16 protein-coding genes are annotated in these 17584 nt (G+C 55.9%); 6 read left to right on the top strand and 10 right to left on the bottom strand.

Going from position 1 to position 17584, the window contains the following annotated elements; genetic code table 11:
• Window positions 1-3: 3 nt before the first annotated feature.
• Window positions 4-3909: a baseplate multidomain protein megatron gene (locus ACSBLW_RS05215; RefSeq protein WP_435259173.1), complete on the top strand. Its 3906-nt coding sequence runs from the start codon at window positions 4-6 to the stop codon at window positions 3907-3909.
• A gap of 57 nt (window positions 3910-3966) precedes the next feature.
• Here ACSBLW_RS05215 and ACSBLW_RS05210 read toward each other — a convergent pair whose 3' ends face one another.
• Window positions 3967-5190, bottom strand: coding sequence for an acyl-CoA dehydrogenase (locus ACSBLW_RS05210; RefSeq protein WP_435259172.1), 1224 nt, complete (start codon window positions 5188-5190; stop codon window positions 3967-3969).
• A 169-nt stretch (window positions 5191-5359) separates the two neighbouring features.
• Here ACSBLW_RS05210 and ACSBLW_RS05205 point away from each other — a divergent pair, with 169 nt between their 5' ends.
• The gene (locus ACSBLW_RS05205) at window positions 5360-6253 is read left to right on the top strand and encodes a LysR family transcriptional regulator (protein ID WP_435259171.1); all 894 of its coding nucleotides are present in this window, start codon (window positions 5360-5362) and stop codon (window positions 6251-6253) included.
• 47 nt (window positions 6254-6300) lie between these two features.
• Here the strand turns inward: ACSBLW_RS05205 and hemP are convergent, their stop codons facing one another.
• The gene (hemP, locus tag ACSBLW_RS05200) at window positions 6301-6450 is read right to left on the bottom strand and encodes a hemin uptake protein HemP (RefSeq protein ID WP_435260047.1); all 150 of its coding nucleotides are present in this window, start codon (window positions 6448-6450) and stop codon (window positions 6301-6303) included.
• Window positions 6451-6452: 2 nt separating this feature from the next.
• Window positions 6453-6590, bottom strand: coding sequence for a hypothetical protein (locus ACSBLW_RS05195; RefSeq protein WP_435259170.1), 138 nt, complete (start codon window positions 6588-6590; stop codon window positions 6453-6455).
• Between the two features lie 202 nt (window positions 6591-6792).
• Here ACSBLW_RS05195 and cysE point away from each other — a divergent pair, with 202 nt between their 5' ends.
• Window positions 6793-7611, top strand: a complete 819-nt coding sequence (cysE, locus tag ACSBLW_RS05190; RefSeq protein ID WP_435259169.1) for a serine O-acetyltransferase — start codon at window positions 6793-6795, stop codon at window positions 7609-7611.
• A gap of 68 nt (window positions 7612-7679) precedes the next feature.
• Here cysE and ACSBLW_RS05185 read toward each other — a convergent pair whose 3' ends face one another.
• The 7 genes from ACSBLW_RS05185 to ACSBLW_RS05155 all read right to left on the bottom strand — a co-directional run bounded on the left by ACSBLW_RS05185 (window position 7680) and on the right by ACSBLW_RS05155 (window position 15059).
• The gene (locus tag ACSBLW_RS05185; RefSeq protein WP_435259168.1) at window positions 7680-8987 is read right to left on the bottom strand and encodes a pyruvate dehydrogenase complex dihydrolipoamide acetyltransferase; all 1308 of its coding nucleotides are present in this window, start codon (window positions 8985-8987) and stop codon (window positions 7680-7682) included.
• An 11-nt stretch (window positions 8988-8998) separates the two neighbouring features.
• Window positions 8999-10381, bottom strand: a complete 1383-nt coding sequence (locus tag ACSBLW_RS05180) for a pyruvate dehydrogenase complex E1 component subunit beta (RefSeq protein ID WP_435259167.1) — start codon at window positions 10379-10381, stop codon at window positions 8999-9001.
• A gap of 14 nt (window positions 10382-10395) precedes the next feature.
• On the bottom strand, window positions 10396-11385 hold the full coding sequence (gene pdhA, locus ACSBLW_RS05175; RefSeq protein WP_435259166.1) for a pyruvate dehydrogenase (acetyl-transferring) E1 component subunit alpha: 990 nt from the start codon (window positions 11383-11385) through the stop codon (window positions 10396-10398).
• Between the two features lie 211 nt (window positions 11386-11596).
• Window positions 11597-11899: an FtsB family cell division protein gene (locus ACSBLW_RS05170; protein WP_435259165.1), complete on the bottom strand. Its 303-nt coding sequence runs from the start codon at window positions 11897-11899 to the stop codon at window positions 11597-11599.
• A gap of 132 nt (window positions 11900-12031) precedes the next feature.
• The gene (locus ACSBLW_RS05165; protein WP_435259164.1) at window positions 12032-12925 is read right to left on the bottom strand and encodes a fructose bisphosphate aldolase; all 894 of its coding nucleotides are present in this window, start codon (window positions 12923-12925) and stop codon (window positions 12032-12034) included.
• A gap of 128 nt (window positions 12926-13053) precedes the next feature.
• Window positions 13054-13872, bottom strand: coding sequence for an SDR family NAD(P)-dependent oxidoreductase (locus tag ACSBLW_RS05160; RefSeq protein ID WP_435259163.1), 819 nt, complete (start codon window positions 13870-13872; stop codon window positions 13054-13056).
• A complete protein-coding gene (locus ACSBLW_RS05155) occupies window positions 13869-15059 on the bottom strand; it encodes a phosphoglycerate kinase (RefSeq protein WP_435259162.1) in 1191 nt (396 codons plus the stop codon). The genes ACSBLW_RS05160 and ACSBLW_RS05155 overlap by 4 nt, the downstream gene beginning before the upstream one ends.
• Window positions 15060-15200: 141 nt before the next feature.
• On the opposite strand from ACSBLW_RS05155, the gene ACSBLW_RS05150 reads away from it, so the two are divergent.
• From ACSBLW_RS05150 to ACSBLW_RS05140, 3 genes are all read left to right on the top strand, one after another.
• A complete protein-coding gene (locus ACSBLW_RS05150; protein ID WP_435259161.1) occupies window positions 15201-15710 on the top strand; it encodes a peptidylprolyl isomerase in 510 nt (169 codons plus the stop codon).
• Window positions 15700-16308, top strand: coding sequence for a peptidylprolyl isomerase (locus ACSBLW_RS05145; RefSeq protein WP_435259160.1), 609 nt, complete (start codon window positions 15700-15702; stop codon window positions 16306-16308). Before ACSBLW_RS05150 ends, ACSBLW_RS05145 begins: the two co-directional genes overlap by 11 nt.
• 144 nt (window positions 16309-16452) lie before the next feature.
• Window positions 16453-17556, top strand: coding sequence for a cystathionine gamma-lyase (locus ACSBLW_RS05140; protein WP_435259159.1), 1104 nt, complete (start codon window positions 16453-16455; stop codon window positions 17554-17556).
• Window positions 17557-17584 lie beyond the last annotated feature (28 nt).

The raw sequence follows: 17584 nt of genomic DNA, 5'->3' as shown, positions 1-17584 counted from the left end.
ACGATGGCTACACTTATTCTTGGGGCTGCAGGTGCCGCCCTTGGTGCTGGTTTCGGCGGCGCAATTGCGGGGCTGTCGGGCGCCGTCATCGGTAGGGCTGTGGGGGCAACAGTTGGTCGTGCCCTCGATCAACGGATTTTGGGCATGGGTTCAGAACCGGTCGAAGTTGGCAGGTTGAATCGTCTTTCCATTATGAGTGCCGGTGAGGGAGAGCGCATTGCTCGCAGCTGGGGCAGAATGCGGCTGCCGGGGCATGTTATTTGGGCATCAGATTTTCTTGAGACGAAACGGAGAAGTGGCAGCGGAAAAGGAGTCCCGCAACCAAGAGCCATCCATTTTTCATACTCCGTGAGCTTGGCCATTGCTCTCTGTGAGGGTGAAATTCTAGGGATTGGAAGAGTTTGGGCCGATGGCAAAGAGTTCCCAGAAAAATCGCTGGATATGCGAGTTTATCACGGCACTGAAGCGCAATTACCGGATCCATTGATAACTTTGAAGCACGGCCTGAATGGAGCACCTGCGTTCCGCGGCACGGCCTATGTGGTAATGGAGAACCTTTCTCTTGAACAGTTTGGAAATAGAGTTCCTCAATTTAGCTTTGAAGTATTGCGTAGGGCAAAAAATTCACAAACGGTGGAAAAAACAACCTATCAAGATATCATCAAAGCAGTTGCTGTTATTCCAGGGACTGGTGAATGTGCGCTGGCTACCAAGAAAGTCTCTGCTCGTAACCTGTTTGGCGATACAGAAGTTCTGAACGTAAACAGTTTATCTGAAAATCCAGATTTCAATCAGTCAATCCTGCAGTTAGAGCGTGAGCTTCCAACTTGCAACGCGGTTTCATTGGTTATTTCATGGTTTGGTAATGATCTTCGCTGTGGATTGTGTTCGATCAAGCCAAAAGCATCGCTCTCACTGCCACCCGAAACGATTACCAGTCAGCCAATAAAATTGGGAGGGGTGGATTTTCTTGATTGCGATCGAGTTGCAGAAATCGATGGCAGGCCCATATATGGTGGAACCCCTTCCGACGAGTCGATCATCCAAGCCATAGAGCATCTGAATGCATCAGGTAAAGACGTAATGTTTTACCCATTTGTGTTAATGGAGCAGATTGCAGGAAATACACTATCCGATCCATATTCCGAAAGCCTGACACAGCCCGCGCTGCCGTGGCGCGGTCGATTAACTCTGAGTATAGCGCCAGGTCGACCAGAATCTCCCGATGGAACGTTGTTGGCAGAGCAGGAAGTCCAAAGATTTTTTGGAGATGCCCAGGTTGGTGATTTTTCCGTAAACGGAAGAAATGTCATATATTCAGGTCTGGATGGTTGGGGTTATCGTAGGTTCGTCCTTCACAGTGCGTATCTGTGCCAGATCGCCGGAGGTGTTGAGTCCTTCTGCATTGGATCTGAAATGCGGGGATTGACGACAATCATGGGCGAAAACCATTCGTTTCCGGCGGTTCAAGCTCTTGTGTCTCTTGCCGAGGATGTGCGTTCCATTCTTGGTCCAGAGGTGAAAATTTCCTATGCGGCTGACTGGAGCGAATATTTTGGTATTCGACGCAAATCGGATGTTTTGTTTCACTTAGATCAACTTTGGGGAAGTCAAAATATCGACTTTATTGGCATTGACAACTATATGCCAATCTCTGATTGGAGAAGTGATCCGGATCATGCGGACTTGCATTGGGCTTCGATTTATAACTTGAATTACCTTTCGGCGAATATTGAGGGAGGTGAAGGATATGAGTGGTATTATGATGGGCAAGAGGCTCGCGGCCTTCAATTAAGATCTCCAATTTCTGATGAGCAATATGGTGAAGACTGGGTCTTTCGTTTCAAAGACATCAAAAGCTGGTGGTCTAATCCCCATCACAACAGGATAGACGGTGTACGGCAAGAGAATCCAACCGAATGGCTGCCTGGATCCAAACCCATCCGCTTTACCGAGTACGGTTGCGCTGCCGTTGATAGTGGAACAAACGAACCAAACAAGTTCTTGGACTTGCGATCATCTGAGGCAGGATTGCCGGTTTTTTCCAGTGGCGAAAGAGATGATTATATCCAACTTCAATATTTTCGAGCAATCGATCGGTATTGGGGAGAAGATGATAATAATCCAATTTCTACTAACAATCGTGGAAGGATGATTGACTTAGCGCATTGCTATGCTTGGGCATGGGACGCCAGGCCATATCCGGATTTCCCACGGAATGAAGTTTTGTGGGAAGATGGACAAAATTGGAGCAAGGGGCATTGGCTTAATGGCCGAGCAACTTTACAGCCCCTGGATGCGGTTCTAGAAGAAATTTGTGAGGCTGCCGGCATAGACCTTGTCGACACCAGTCAAGTTCATGGCGGTCTCTGGGGATATTCTGACCAAGATGTCGGAAGCGCGCGTTCATCGGTTCAACCTCTATCACTGGTTTATGGATTCGATGTGATCGAGCGGGAGGGAGTACTAACCTTTGTTTCTCGTGGCGGACCAGTTGGTACTACAATCAGACCCGAAGAAACGGTGGAAAATTCTGACGACGTGCCAAGCATTCAAGAGACGCGCTTGGGGGAAGGTGAGGTAACAAACCATATTCGGCTGGGATTTGTTTCGGCGTCCGGAAAATTCGAAGAGCGGATGGTTGAGCACAATGATTTCGCAACTTTAGGCGAGAACTCTGCATATAGTGAATTCGTTGGTCTACTGAACGACGATTTGGCGTCTGCTGTTGTAAGACGGTGGCTGATCGAAGCTGAATTGGGGCGGAATTCAGTGACCCTTAACCTACCTCTTTCGTCTTTGATGATTGATGCCGGATCGGTGATTTCCTTCAAGGATTCTGATTACCGTGTTGATAGAGTTGAACTCGGCGAGAGCCTTTTGGTGGATGCTAATCGGATAGATTCGACGGCTTATCACCTGAAAGAAATAGCAACCGAAATTTCGATATGGGACGGGTTCCAATATCCTGACTCGGTGCGGACGGTTTTCATGGATATTCCGTCTGCATCGACGTCAACGCAGATTCACTCTCCGTTTGCGGTGACAATTGGAAGGACCTGGAGCCAGCCTGTTGGTGTCTGGCAGGGTCTTGAAGATGCAGACTATACTTTAATCAATACTATTGACACGCCAGCAACGGGAGGGGTGATTGAAACAGTATTTAAGGCAGGTCAAACTGGGCGTCTTGATGCTCATTCTCATCTGGTCGTAAAACTTTCAAGTGGTATTCTCGAAAGCTGTTCAATGTCATCTCTGTTGGCTGGGAAAAATCTAGCAGCGGTTGGCGACGGTAGTGCCGGAAAGTGGGAGCTTTTTCAATTTCAGCATGCTGAATTGATCGATTCTGGAAAGTATAGATTGACGGGTTTCATCAGAAATCAACTTGGCACTGATGGGGTTGAGGAAACGTCATGGCCTGTTGGAACAATTTTCGTCTTGATTGACGACAGCATTGTTCGCCTAAACTTAGCTGATTCTTTCAGGAATGTGGAAATCGATCTCCGCGCTGGAGATATTAATAAAGGGCCAATCAATGACGAGTCTGAGTTTTTCCGGACTGCTTTCTCTGGAAACGGGTTAAGACCATATTCAGTTTGTCACTTCCGCTCAAAGTTTGGCGAAGATGGTGATATAGTCATGAACTGGCTGCGTCGAACCAGGTTAGGTGGCGATGATTGGAGTGCCTCTGACGTTCCGCTTTCCGAAGAACGGGAAGCCTATCGGATCAACATACGGTCTTTAAATGGTGAGTTAGCCCGAAGCGTGGAAGTAACTACGGGTTCATTCACATATGCGGCAGTCGACCGCTCAGCAGACGGGCTTTCAAATAAGTTTGATGTGGAGATCGCACAGATTTCCGCCAGCTATGGCGCAGGAACTTGGCGGAAGTTTCATGTCGCTCTATAAATAACGCCCAAGGAAGCGCTATATCAGCTTCCTTGGGCGCAATCCTATGCTATGTAATCAGAAGAACGCTTGAAGACCTGTGATTGCGCGGCCAAGAATGAGAGCATGTACATCGTGAGTGCCCTCATATGTATTGACCGTTTCAAGGTTCATCATATGGCGGATGACTTGGTAATCCTCTTGAATCCCATTCCCGCCGTGCATGTCTCGAGCCATTCTGGCTGCGTCGAGTGCCTTTCCGCAATTGTTGCGTTTCACGATAGAAATCATTTCAGGCGCAGCATTTGCAGTATCCAGCAAACGACCAACTTGAAGACTACCCTGTAAACCGAGGGCAATGTCGGTCATCATGTCTGCAAGCTTTTTTTGATAAAGTTGGGTCTGAGCTAGTGGCCTGTTGAACTGGCGACGATCCAGTCCATAATGGCGAGCCGCATGCAGGCAGAATTCGGCTGCGCCCAACACCCCCCAAGATATTCCATACCTTGCTCGGTTCAGGCAGCCGAATGGGCCTTTTAGCCCTTCGACATGCGGGAGGAGAGCATCCTCGCCGACTTCCACGTCCTTCATCACGATTTCGCCCGTTACCGAAGCACGAAGCGACAGCTTTCCGCCGATCTTTGGCGCGGTCAGGCCCTGCATTCCCTTTTCAAGGATGAACCCGCGGATTTTGTTGCCGTGCGCCTCAGACTTCGCCCAGACGACAAAGACATCTGCGATCGGCGCGTTAGATATCCACATTTTCGAACCGCTCAGGACGTAGCCGTTGGCGGTTTTTTTCGCTACGGTCTTCATGCCTGCCGGATCGCTGCCAGCATCTGGTTCTGTCAACCCAAAGCATCCGATGAATTCGCCTGTCGCGAGCTTTGGAAGGTATTTCTTACGCTGCTCTTCGGATCCGTAGGCATAGATCGGATACATCACCAAGCTGGATTGAACGCTCATCATCGAGCGATAACCAGAATCCACGCGTTCCACTTCGCGAGCGACCAGACCATATGCAACATAGGATGCACCTAGACCGCCATATTCTTCTGGGACGGTTACCCCAAGAAGGCCCATTTGCCCCATTTCCTGAAAAATTGCCGGGTCCGTCGATTCTTCCCGATAGGCAGCAATGACACGAGGTTGCAGTTTGTCTTGGGCATATGAGCGTGCCGCATCCCGAAGCATGCGCTCGTCTTCCGTCAATTGTTCGTCAAGGCGAAACGGGTCTTCCCAGTTGAAACGGCCAAGGTCCGGAGCATCTTTTGCTTTCAGTTTTGGGGTGTCACCAGGCATTCTTGTCTCCAATCTTGGGATCTGCGGGCATTTGCGTTGAGGACGCTATGAGGGCTTCCTCAAATTTTGAATAGCTTATTGCTCATAATCTGATAGTGAAAAATCGAATTAATCTCACAGAAACATGAGTTCAGGTAATATGTCGACGCCTCGCCGGCTGCTTCCGTCGATGTCCGGTCTGACCGCCCTTGAGGCGCTAGACCGTCTTGGCACGGCTTCGGCAGTTGCCGAAGAGCTTAGTTTGACACAGGGTGCGATCAGTAGGGCGCTTCAGTCATTGGAAGCGCAACTTGGCGTGTCTTTGATCGTAAGGGACAAGAAGCGCCTGAAATTGACGCCTGCCGCTCAAGACTATGTGCTTCAAATACGGCGTAGTCTGCACACGATAGCTGCAGCGAGCTCTAATCTCAGGTCCAATCCCGCGGGTGGAAGTCTATCGCTCGCGATCTTGCCAGCATTTGGTGAATACTGGCTGGCACCGCGACTTGCATTGTTTGTCAAAGAACATCCGCAGCTAACCGTCAATTTGTCTACCCGATTGCAGACCTTTGATCTTGAAGACAGCGAGTTTGATGCGGCGATCCATTTTGGAAGGGCGGATTGGCCCGCTGCAGATCATCTGCTGTTGCTCGAAGAGTCTGTTTTACCGGTTTGTTCGCCTAAACTTTTAACGTCCTCAGTGCGCGAGCCTGCTGATCTCGTGGCGTTTCCGCTGCTGCAGCTGAAAAGCCGACCGGGCGCTTGGAAAAGATACCTCGCGTCTCAGGGGGTTGATCATCGGCAGCCACAAGGAATGCGGTTCGATCAATTCGCAACAATGAAACAAGCAGCGATCCACGGCCTTGGCGTTGCTCTCTTGCCAAGTTTCATGATCGAAGACTCGTTGAAGACGGGCGAGCTCGTCACCCCTTGGAACCAGCCCGGGCAAGGTCTTGGGAGTTATTATCTGGTCTGGCCAAAAGATCTGCCACAGCGCGAGACGTTCAGAACGTTCTGCGATTGGCTGAAGTCGGAGCTATCGTCCCTCGATCCCGATCAGACCCGGGCGGGAACGCGGGTCTGAGGGGGGGCAAGCAGCGTTGCGCAAAGAAGCTGGTCATAAACGCTGATCTACTTGGTCAGGATCAGTTTGCCCTGCCTTGTGATGCGCAAGGAATACACCATGCCATTCAAGATGATGCGCGCTTCCTTTCCGCCCTCGGTCAAGTTGGTGGCGTCATGAACCGGCACCAGATTTGCGAAACTCACTTCTGTTTGCATATTCATTGGTCGCGCTCCAAGCGGTTCATCAGGCGATCAAGATAGGTCTGCGTCTTTAGCTGAGAGATAATGACCGAGACTGCATCTGCGACGTCGCCGACGAAGTCCGTACCTTTCTTGTTTTCTGAACGGGCGTACATTTTGCCTCCATTAAGGGTAAGACCGCATTGCATGGCTGGCCCTTTGGGACTGGCTAATGAATAGTTGACTGAAAAAATCAGGTTTGTAAAGTGGAGGCATCTTTAACGTTTACTCCATGATGTGCTTCACGTTACTGACTGTTGAAAATCCGCGGCATCTGCTACATTTCTAATTCTTCTGTCTCCTGTCGAAGGTGCGACCATGGCCGAACTAAAAGCTAAGCTCACTCCGGTTGATCCTGTTTGGACGCGCGTCTGTGATGAGGCAGAGGCCGCAATCAAGGACGACCCGTTGCTGGGCGGTATGATTCACTCCAGCCTTCTTCATCATACGTCGATGGAACAGGCGTTGGCCTATCGCTTCTCCTTCAAGCTCGCCAACGCAGAGATGGGCGAACAAATCCTGCGGGAAATCGCCGACCAAGCCTATCGAAGCGACGCAGACCTGGGCGCAGCCGCGCGGGCAGACCTCATGGCCGTCTATGACCGCGATCCGGCTTGCCACCGCTACATTCAGCCGATCCTGTTCTTCAAAGGTTATCAGGCTGTTCAGGCCTACCGGATCGGCCATTGGCTATGGATGACCGGTCGCAAAGACCTTGCTTACTTTGTTCAGATGCGCGTGTCTGAAACCTTTGGCGTCGACATTCATCCCGGGGCGCGGATCGGCCGTGGGATCATGATTGACCACGCCCATTCGATCGTCATCGGGGAAACCGCGGTGGTTGGGGACAACGTCTCAATGCTTCACTCCGTGACCCTTGGTGGCACGGGGAAAGAAGATGGCGACCGTCATCCGAAGATCGACGATGGCGTTTTGATCGGGGCAGGGGCAAAGGTCTTGGGCAATATTCGTGTGGGCCATTGCTCACGCATCGCCGCAGGGTCTGTCGTTCTGCAGGATGTCCCGCCCTGCACGACGGTGGCTGGCGTTCCAGCGAAAGTGGTTGGCGAGGCCGGCTGTTCACAACCTTCGGTCCTGATGGACCACAAGTTGACTGGATGCGTCGACTGCGACTGATCTTATCGATGTTCCAATAGAAAAGGCCCCGGATCGCTCCGGGGCCTTTTTTCTTTTTGACGATAGACTTACGCCAGCATCGACATCGGATTTTCCAACGCCTCGACCACGGCTTTCAGGAACTCGGCGCCCAATGCACCATCAATCACCCGGTGGTCAACCGACAAGGTCATCGACATGACCGTTGCAACACCAATCGTGCCATCCGCCTTGACCACCGGCTTCTTGATACCAGCGCCAACAGCTAGGATCGACCCATGTGGCGGGTTGATGACGGCGTCAAAGTTCTCGACCCCCATCATCCCGAGGTTCGAAATCGCAAAGCTGCCACCCTGATATTCATGAGGGGCAAGCTTCTTAGTCTTGGCGCGGGTCGCCAGATCTTTCATCTCGGCCGAAAGGGCCGAAAGCGATTTCTGATGAGCGTCTCGCAGCACAGGTGTGAACAATCCACCGTCGATGGCCACAGCAACAGCCACATCCGAAGGCTTCAGTTTCAGGATGCGATCCCCTGCCCAAACGGCATTGCAATCAGGCACCTGCTGCAACGCGTTCGCGCAAGCCTTGATGATGAAGTCGTTCACCGACAGTTTTACACCACGCCCTTCAAGCGTCTTGTTCAACTGACCACGGAACTCCATCAACGCATCCAGCTGAACCTCACGGCGCAGATAGAAATGGGGGATCGTCTGCTTGGCTTCGGTCAGACGAGCGGCGATGGTGCGGCGCATGCCATCCAGCGGAACTTCGGTAAAGGTCCGGTCGGCATACATCTTCAGCACGGTTTCCGCCGACGGCCCAGCGGCGACAGCGGCCTTTGCCGGGGCAGGGGCACTGGCCGCAGCGGCCGGAGCAGCCGCCGCTGCGGGGGCAGATGCTGGCGTCGCTGAAAGTCCCTCGACATCCGCCCGGACAATACGTCCATGCGGGCCAGTGCCGGAAACCTTCGTCAGATCAATGCCCTTATCCTTGGCGATGCGACGCGCCAAGGGCGAGGCAAAGACACGAGCCCCACCAGAGACCGCCGCCGCCGGAGCAGGTGCCGCAGCCGCGGCAGCAGGCGCCGCCGGGGCAGGAGCCGCAGCCGCAGCTGCCGGAGCAGCCTTGGGTGCCGGGGTTGCCCCCATCTCTTCACCTTCTTCCAGCAGAACAGCAATCGGCGTGTTCACCTTCACGCCGGCGCTGCCTTCGGCAATCAGGATCTTGCCAACAATGCCTTCATCGACGGCTTCAAATTCCATCGTGGCTTTATCGGTTTCGATCTCGGCGATGATCTGGCCAGACTTGACCTCATCACCCTCTTTCACCAGCCATTTCGCCAGCGTGCCTTCCTCCATCGTCGGAGAAAGCGCAGGCATCAGGATTTCGGTTGCCATGGTGCCCTCCCTTAGCGGTAGCAGACGGATTTGACCGCGGTCACGATCTCGGCCGGGGTGATCAAAGCGAACTTTTCAAGGTTCGCGGCGTAAGGCATCGGAACATCCTTGCCGGTGCAGGTGATCACGGGCGCGTCCAGAAAATCAAAGGCGCGCTGCATGATCGTGCTGGCAAGGTGATCGCCGATCGAGCCGACAGGGAAGCCTTCCTCGACCGTGACACAGCGATTGGTCTTTTGAACCGAGGCCAGAACCGTGTCGTAATCAATCGGGCGCAAGGTGCGCAGGTTGATCACTTCGGCACTGATACCCTCCTTCGCCAATTCTTCCGCCGCCGCCAAGGCATGGGCGACGCCAATACCGAACGACACCAAGGTGACGTCGTCGCCTGAACGCATCACACTGGCCTTGCCGAACGGAATGGTGAAGTCCTCATCCACCGGAACCTCGAAGGAGCGACCGTAAAGGATCTCGTTCTCAAGGAAGATCACCGGGTTCGGATCGCGGATCGCCGATTTCAGCAGTCCTTTTGCATCAGCCGCAGTGTAGGGCATGCAGACCTTCAGACCCGGAATAGCCGCATACCATGCCGCATAATCCTGGCTGTGCTGTGCGGCCACGCGGGCCGCAGCGCCGTTCGGCCCGCGGAACACGATCGGCGAACCCATCTGACCGCCAGACATATACAGCGTCTTGGCCGCCGAGTTGATGATGTGGTCAATCGCCTGCATCGCGAAGTTGAAGGTCATGAACTCGACGATCGGCTGCAAACCGCCCCAGCTTGCGCCAACGGCGATCCCTGCGAAACCGTGTTCGGTGATCGGCGTGTCAACCACGCGTTTCGCCCCGAACTCGTCCAGCAGGCCTTGGCTGATCTTGTAGGCGCCTTGATATTCGCCAACTTCTTCCCCCATCAGGAAGACATTGGGATTTGCGCGCATCTCTTCGGCCATGGCTTCCCGCAGGGCTTCCCGCACGGTCATGGTCTTGGTCTTTGCGCCCTCCGGAATGTCGGCATGCGGCCAGCCGCTTGCCACCGAAAGCGGGGCAGGGGCGGCAGCTTGTGCAGCCACAGGGGCCGCAGCAGCAGGTGCGGCGGCCGGGGCCGCGGCTTCGGCCTTGGCGGCCGGTGCTGCGTCCGAAACGCTTTCACCTTCTTCCACCAGAACCGCAATCGGCGTGTTCACTTTCACGCCGGCGCTGCCTTCGGCGACAAGGATCTTGCCGACGATGCCTTCGTCCACGGCTTCGAATTCCATCGTCGCCTTGTCCGTTTCAATCTCGGCGATGATCTGGCCCGATTTGACCGTATCGCCTTCCTTCACCAGCCATTTGGCCAGCGTGCCTTCCTCCATGGTCGGAGAAAGCGCGGGCATAAGAACTTCAGTTGCCATGTCTTTCCCCTCCCTTACGCGTAGATATCCGTCCAAAGCTCGTCCAGCGGCGGCTCCGGGCTTTCTTTCGAGAATTCAGCGGCTTCGTTGACGATCGCCTTGATGTCCTTGTCGATGGCCTTCAAGTCTTCTTCGCTGGCATGGCCACCGGTCAACAACAGGTCGCGGACCTGCTCGATGCAGTCCTTTTCCGACTTGATCTTGTCAACTTCCTCGCGGGTCCGGTACTTGGCCGGGTCCGACATCGAGTGACCACGATAGCGATAGGTCATCATTTCAAGAATATAGGGGCCCTTGCCCGCCCGGCAGTGCGCCACAGCCTTTTCGGCAGCGGCTTTCACGGCCAGAACGTCCATGCCGTCAACCTGCTCGCCCGGAATGCCATAGGCCACACCGCGCTCGAACAGCGTTGTCGACTTGGTCGAGCGCTTCACGCTGGTGCCCATGGCATATTGGTTGTTCTCGATGACAAAGATCACCGGAAGTTCCCAAAGTTCGGCCATGTTATAGGTCTCGTAGACCTGCCCCTGGTTCGCTGCGCCATCGCCAAAATAGGTGAAGGTGACGTTGTCATTGCCTTTGTACTTGTCGGCAAGTGCAAGACCGGCCCCCAGCGGAACCTGAGCGCCCACGATGCCGTGGCCGCCGTAGAAATGCTTCTCTTTCGAGAACATGTGCATCGAACCGCCCTTACCCTTGGAATAGCCGCCGATGCGTCCGGTCAGTTCGGCCATGACGCCCTTGGCATCCATGCCGCAGGCCAGCATATGGCCGTGGTCGCGATAGCTGGTCAGGCGCTTGTCGCCTTCCTTGGTTGCAGCCTCCAGACCAACGACAACGGCTTCCTGCCCAATATACAGGTGGCAAAACCCGCCAATCAGACCCATGCCGTAAAGCTGACCCGCTTTTTCTTCAAAGCGGCGGATCAGCAGCATCTCACGATAATATTTGAGCAGTTCTTCCTTCGAGGCGTTCGGCCTCTCGGCTGGTTTTTTCGCGGCCATATGCGGCATCCTCCCGTCCGTGGCTGGAATAGTTCAACGTTAAACCATCTCTACAACATCGGTGTTTATTGGGTCAAAACAAATTTGCCCCGCGCTACGCAGGGCATGGCTCCCATGCATAGGATGCAAGGGTTAAGGGGAGGCGTCAAATTTCTTCGAAGAAATTTGCAAGAATTTTTGAAAATTCTTGCGTCGCCCGGTCTGGAACCGGTCAGCGGATGACGATTTCGTCGGCGCGGACATAACCAAGAACGTCGCGGACGCGTTCATCAAGAAGGTCAATGTCCAGATAGCGATCCGACAGGCGCGTGGTCAGATTGGTCATTTCCAGCAGATCTTCGTAAAGCCGGTCACGCTCCACCCGCAGAGTTTCGGCCTCCGCGCGGATCTGCACTTGCCGGAACACACCATAATCCCCCTGCACAGCGGCAAAGGTAAAATAGGCCCCCAGCGTAAAAGCCAGGGCCAGATATAGGATGCCGCCAATGCTGAATCGGATGCCCGACTGCGTCATGTCTCTGCCTCAACGCCCCTCTCGAACGGGGGGCTTGGCCTGAATCATGTCACAACTGATTCGGGAAGGGAATCCCCCAAATGGGGAATTTCCCTGAACTTTTTGTCATGGACAGGCAGAAAATGCCGTCGTTCAACCCGCGATTGACGCTGCATGGATCGACGAGATCGCCTGACCCAAGGCCGCATCGAACTCGGCATCCGACTGCTGGGCGCTCAGGCCTTCGGTCAGGGCGCGGCTAAAGCTTGCGATGATCCCGCGGTTGCGGGCCAGAATGGCATTGGCTGCATCGCGCGAATAGCCACCCGACAGGGCCACGACCTTCAGCACCTTGGGGTGGTCCACCAGCGGCGCATAGAAATTGTCCACCGTTGGCAGTGACAGCTTCAGCATGATCTGCGTTCCCTCGGGCAGCGCCTCCAGCTGCTTCAGGATTTCTTCCTGCAAGATCGCCTCTGCCTCGGCCTTGTCGGAAATCGAAATGGTCACTTCTGGTTCTAGAATCGGCATCAATCCGTGGGACAGAACCTGCTTTCCGATCTCGAATTGCTGAGCCACGATGGACGCAATCCCCTTGCGGTTGGCAGCCGAGACGACCGAACGCTCCTTGGTGCCGAAAATCCCGGCCTTCGCCGCGCGATCCAGCAAGGCATCAAGACCCGGCATCGGCTTCATCAACTGGCAGCCATCGACCTCGGCCTCAAGACCCTTGTCAATTTTCAGGAAGGGCACGACTTTGCGGTTTTCCCAAAGGTAGGTCGCGGTCGGAATGCCGTCGATCGTGCGGTCCATCGTTTGTTCGAAAAGGATCGCACCCACCACCTTGTCACCGGTAAAGGCAGGCGATTTGATGATCCGGGCGCGCATCCCGTGGATCAGGTCAAACATTTCCGTATCGTTGGAATAGGCGCTCTCCTCGATCCCGTACAGGCGCAGCGCCTTGGGGGTCGACCCACCCGACTGGTCCAGCGCGGCGATAAAGCCTTTGCCGTTCTTTACCTGCTCTGTCTGCTGTGCCGATGCCATTTGCCAATTCCTCTCATCTCTGCACTGACGGTGTCGTCATTCCGGTTTTGGATAGACTGCCCGTTTCAATCCCGCAATCATGGTCTCGCTAACATGCGTCATTACGCCAGTTCAGCGGGCCACTTCGCTTACCAGCGTCGCTTTAAAAAGACGCCTGTCGTCCAGGCGGTCACGCGACGCGGCATCAGCCGTGGCAAGAAGGCCGCGATCTTGTAAGGCCAGCCCGTGACATGGACGCGCCTGCCTTTTTCCATGGCCTGCCATCCGCTTGCCGCAACAGCCTCGGCCGAGGGCAGGGGCATAAAGCGGTTCAGGATATGCGCCCGCTCAGATCCATCCGCCTGAAAGAACCTCGTTTCCGTCACGCCGGGACAAAGGGCTGTCACAAAGACCGCTTGTCCGCTCATTTCAACGGCCACAGCTTCGGAAAGGGACAGCAGATAGGCCTTTGTCGCGTGATAAACCGCCATATGTGGCCCCGGCAAAAACGCCGCAGTCGAGGAGACATTCAGAATCCGCCCGCCCCCATTTGCGGCCATATGGGCGGCGGCGCGTTTCATCAGAATGGTCGCGGCGATGACATTGACCATGATCGACTCGGTTTCCCGGTCCCAGCCCTCGGGCTTGCCAAATTCTCCCAGATGGCCAAGTCCGGCATTGTTCACCAAGACCGCAATCCGGCGCCCCTCCGAGGCTTGCTGCCAAAGGGTTTCGGCCTCATCCGGGTTTGCCAGATCGGCAACCAGAACGATCGTCGCCACATAATAGGCGCGGCGCAGGGCATCGGCATGGGCCTCCAGCCGGTCAAGCCGCCGGCCCGTCAGGATGACATTGTAGCCAGCTTTGGCCGCCTCAGTGGCCAGCGCCCGACCAATCCCGTCGGACGCCCCTGTGACCAAGGCCCAGTCCCGCGTGCGAAAATCCTGCGCCAGCGCGGTATCGCTCATCCCAAGAGCGCCTTTACTCCAGGCAATTCCTTGCCTTCCATCCATTCAAGGAAGGCACCGCCCGCCGTCGAGATAAAGGTAAAGTCCGAAGCCGCACCCGCCTGATTAAGCGCCGCCACCGTATCGCCACCCCCTGCAACAGACACCAGTTTGCCCTCGCGCGTCAGGCGTGCCGCTGCTTGTGCTGCGGCATTCGTCGCCGCGTTGAACGGGACGATTTCAAAAGCCCCCAACGGCCCGTTCCAGATCAGGGTCTTGCTGGCCTCGAACACCTTGGTCAGCGCCTGAACGGTCTGCGGTCCTGCATCCAGAATCATCGCATCTGCAGGGCAGGCCGTCGCGGCCACCGTCTCATTCGCGGCACCTGCCTTGAACTCACGCGCAACAACCACATCGGAAGGCAGATGAATCTGACATCCCGAAGCCTTGGCTTTTTCCAGAATTTCCAAGGCGGTCGGGGCCATGTCGCGCTCGGCCAGCGATTTGCCAACCTCAATCCCCTGCGCCACCAGGAAGGTGTTGGCCATGCCGCCGCCAATCACCAGATGGTCAACCTTGCTGACAAGATTGCCCAGAAGGTCCAGCTTCGTTGAAACCTTGGCCCCGCCGACCACGGCGACCACCGGGCGAACCGGATTGCCAAGCGCCGCGTCCAAGGCGCGCAATTCCGCCTCCATCAACCGCCCCGCCAAGGCCGGAAGCAGGCGAGCCAAACCTTCTGTCGAGGCATGTGCCCGGTGTGCCGCCGAAAAGGCGTCATTCACATAAACATCGCCAAGCTTGGCCATTTCCGCAGCCAAAGCCGGGTCGTTCTTTTCCTCGCCCGCGTGGAAACGGGTGTTCTCCAGCAGCACCACATCATTGGGGCCCGCCTTGGCAATCGCCTCTTCCGCAGCCGCGCCGATGCAGTCTGAGGCAAAGACCACATTCCGACCCAGAACCGAAGCCACCGCGCCGCTGATATGGCCAAGGCTCATTTCCGGAACGACTTTGCCCTTGGGCCGGTCAAAATGGGCCAGCAGGACAACCCGGCCACCGCGCGCGATGATATCATCGACCGTCGGGCGGATTTTTTCGATGCGAGTCGCGTCCGTGACCCGCCCATCTTCCATCGGAACATTGATATCCACACGGGCCAGTACCGTTTTTCCTGCCAAAGCAGCGTCATCAAGCGTTTTCCAAGCCATGTCTGGAACTCCAAAGGGAAGAATGCGAGCCACTTTTCCGCGACATTTGGCTTTGCGTCAACCGATCCCTGCCTTTGCTCTTTTCCTCGGGGCCAAGGGTGATTAGGTTCCGCCCAGACCAGAAAAAGGAGCCCGAGCGATATGGCCGAGATCAAAGACCCCGAAAACACAATCATCCTCACGCTGAAGGATGGCGAAGTGGTGATCGAACTCCTGCCAGCAGTGGCACCCAAGCACGCCGAGCGGATGAAGCAGCTCGCCCGTGACAAGGCCTATGACAATGTCGCCTTCCATCGTGTGATTGATGGCTTCATGGCGCAGACGGGCGATGTCGAAAACGGCAATATGGAAAAGGACTTCAACCTGCGCCGCGCCGGCACGGGCGGTTCTTCCTATCCGGACCTGCCTGCCGAATTCTCAAAGCTGCCGCATGACCGTGGCACGCTGGGCGCCGCCCGCTCGATGAACCCGAACTCGGCCAACAGCCAGTTCTTCATCAATTTCAAGGACAACCACTTCCTCAACGGCCAATACACCGTCTATGGCCGCGTGATTTCCGGGATGGAATTTGTGGACAAGATCCAGCGCGGCGAGCCGCCGATGAACCCTGACCGCATGATCACTGTTCGGGTGGCCGCCGATGTCCAGTGAACGCATCCTCGTAGGTGGGCTCTTTGCCGCCGGTCTCGCGGTTCTCAGCTACACCGCCTTTGGTCCGCTGGTAACCCCGGTCATGGCTCAGGAAGATGGGCCGGGGCCGAACCTGATCATCGACGTGGCAGGCGAAGCCAATGGGCAGGTCGTCATTGATCTGGCCAGCGATGTTGCCCCGAACCATGTCGCCCAGATCGTGGCTTTGGCCAAAGAAGGTCAGTACGACAACGTGGTGTTCCACCGCGTGATTGATGGCTTCATGGCGCAAACTGGCGATGTCCAGTTTGGCAAGGCCGCGGGCGATCTGTCGATGGCAGGCATGGGCGGCTCATCCATGCCTGACCTCGGGGCGGAATTCTCAAGCCTCTCCTTCGACCGTGGCGTCGTCGGCATGGCGCGTTCCCAAGACCCGAACTCGGCCAACAGCCAGTTCTTCATCATGTTCGCGCCCGCACCACATCTGGACGGCCAATACACCATCGTCGGCCGCGTCGTCTCTGGGATGGAGGTCGTCGACGCGATCAAGCGTGGTGAAGGCCGCAATGGCGAAGTGACCTCGCCAGACGTCATGGTGAAGGTTGCCGTGCAGGAGTAAACCTCTGCACCCGCCGCAAGACCGAAAAAGGAGGGCTTCGGCTCTCCTTTTTTCTTGGCATTCTGTATGGGTGACAATGCCTTGCTTGAATTCTTTTAACGCCCAAAGCAATGTCACCGCAAAATCGAAACGGGGAACTGGGCGATGGCAACGGATCTGAACCAACGGATTGCACAGATGCTGCATCATCGGGATGCGGGGCTGTCAAAGGGCGATCCGGTATCTCTGCCACTGGTCAGCTCGACAACCTTTCACCTGCCTGACGTGCAGGGCGCGGCCTTCATCTATGGCCGGAACGGCACCCCGACCTGGACCGCGGTCGAGGCGCAATTGGCGCTCTTGGAAAACGCGGAAACCGTAGCCTTCCCCTCAGGCATGGCCGCAATCTCGGCGGCCCTTATGGCCTGCCTGAAAGCAGGGGACCGCGTTCTGTTGCCCAAGGACGGCTACTATGTGACGCGCATCTTTGCGCGCGACTTTCTTGCAGGCCTTGGCGTTCAGGTGACCGAACTTCCCACAACGGATTATGCGACGGCTGATTTAACGGATTATGCGGTGGTCTATGTCGAGACCCCGTCGAACCCCGGCCTCGATGTCGTCGATATTGCCGATGTCGCAAGGCGGGCCAAGGCCGCAGGCGCAAAGACCATCGTTGACAACACAACGATGACACCTCTTTTGCAGCAGCCGCTTGATCTGGGCGCCGACCTTGTCGTGGCCGCCGACACCAAGGCCCCGAGCGGCCATTCGGATGCCTTGTTCGGCCATGTCGCGGGGCGGGATGCCACGCTGATGACCCGCGTCAGAGATTGGCGCCGCCTCTCTGGCTCTGTCCCCGGTGCGATGGAGGCTTGGCTTGTGCATCGCGGTCTGGAAACGCTTGAGGTCCGCCTGTCCCGGATGTGTGACAGCGCGGCGGTGATCGCTGCCCGATTGGCAGAACATCCGGCAGTCTTGGCCGTCCGCTACCCCGGATTGCCAAGCGATCCCTCTTACAGCTTGGCGCGCCAGCAGATGGTCGCCCCCGGCTTCCTGATCGGCATGACCCTGAAAGACGCGACACAAGCCGAGGGCTTTCTGGAGCGTTGCGCCTTCATGGTGCGGGCCACCAGCTTTGGCAGCACCCATTCCTCCGGCGAACGGCGCGCAAGATGGGGCGATGCCGTGCCGGAAGGGTTTCTCCGACTGTCCATCGGAATCGAACCGGTCGAGGCGCTCTGGTCGGAAATCGCTTCCGCCCTTGGTTAGGGCTGGCAATGAGGGCCAAATCTTCTGA

Source organism: Thioclava sp. FR2 (genome assembly GCF_051200875.1).
Taxonomy (GTDB): domain Bacteria; phylum Pseudomonadota; class Alphaproteobacteria; order Rhodobacterales; family Rhodobacteraceae; genus Pseudotabrizicola.
The sequence above is the reverse complement of the archived record's forward strand: the minus strand, read 5'-3'. Positions and strand labels throughout refer to the sequence as shown.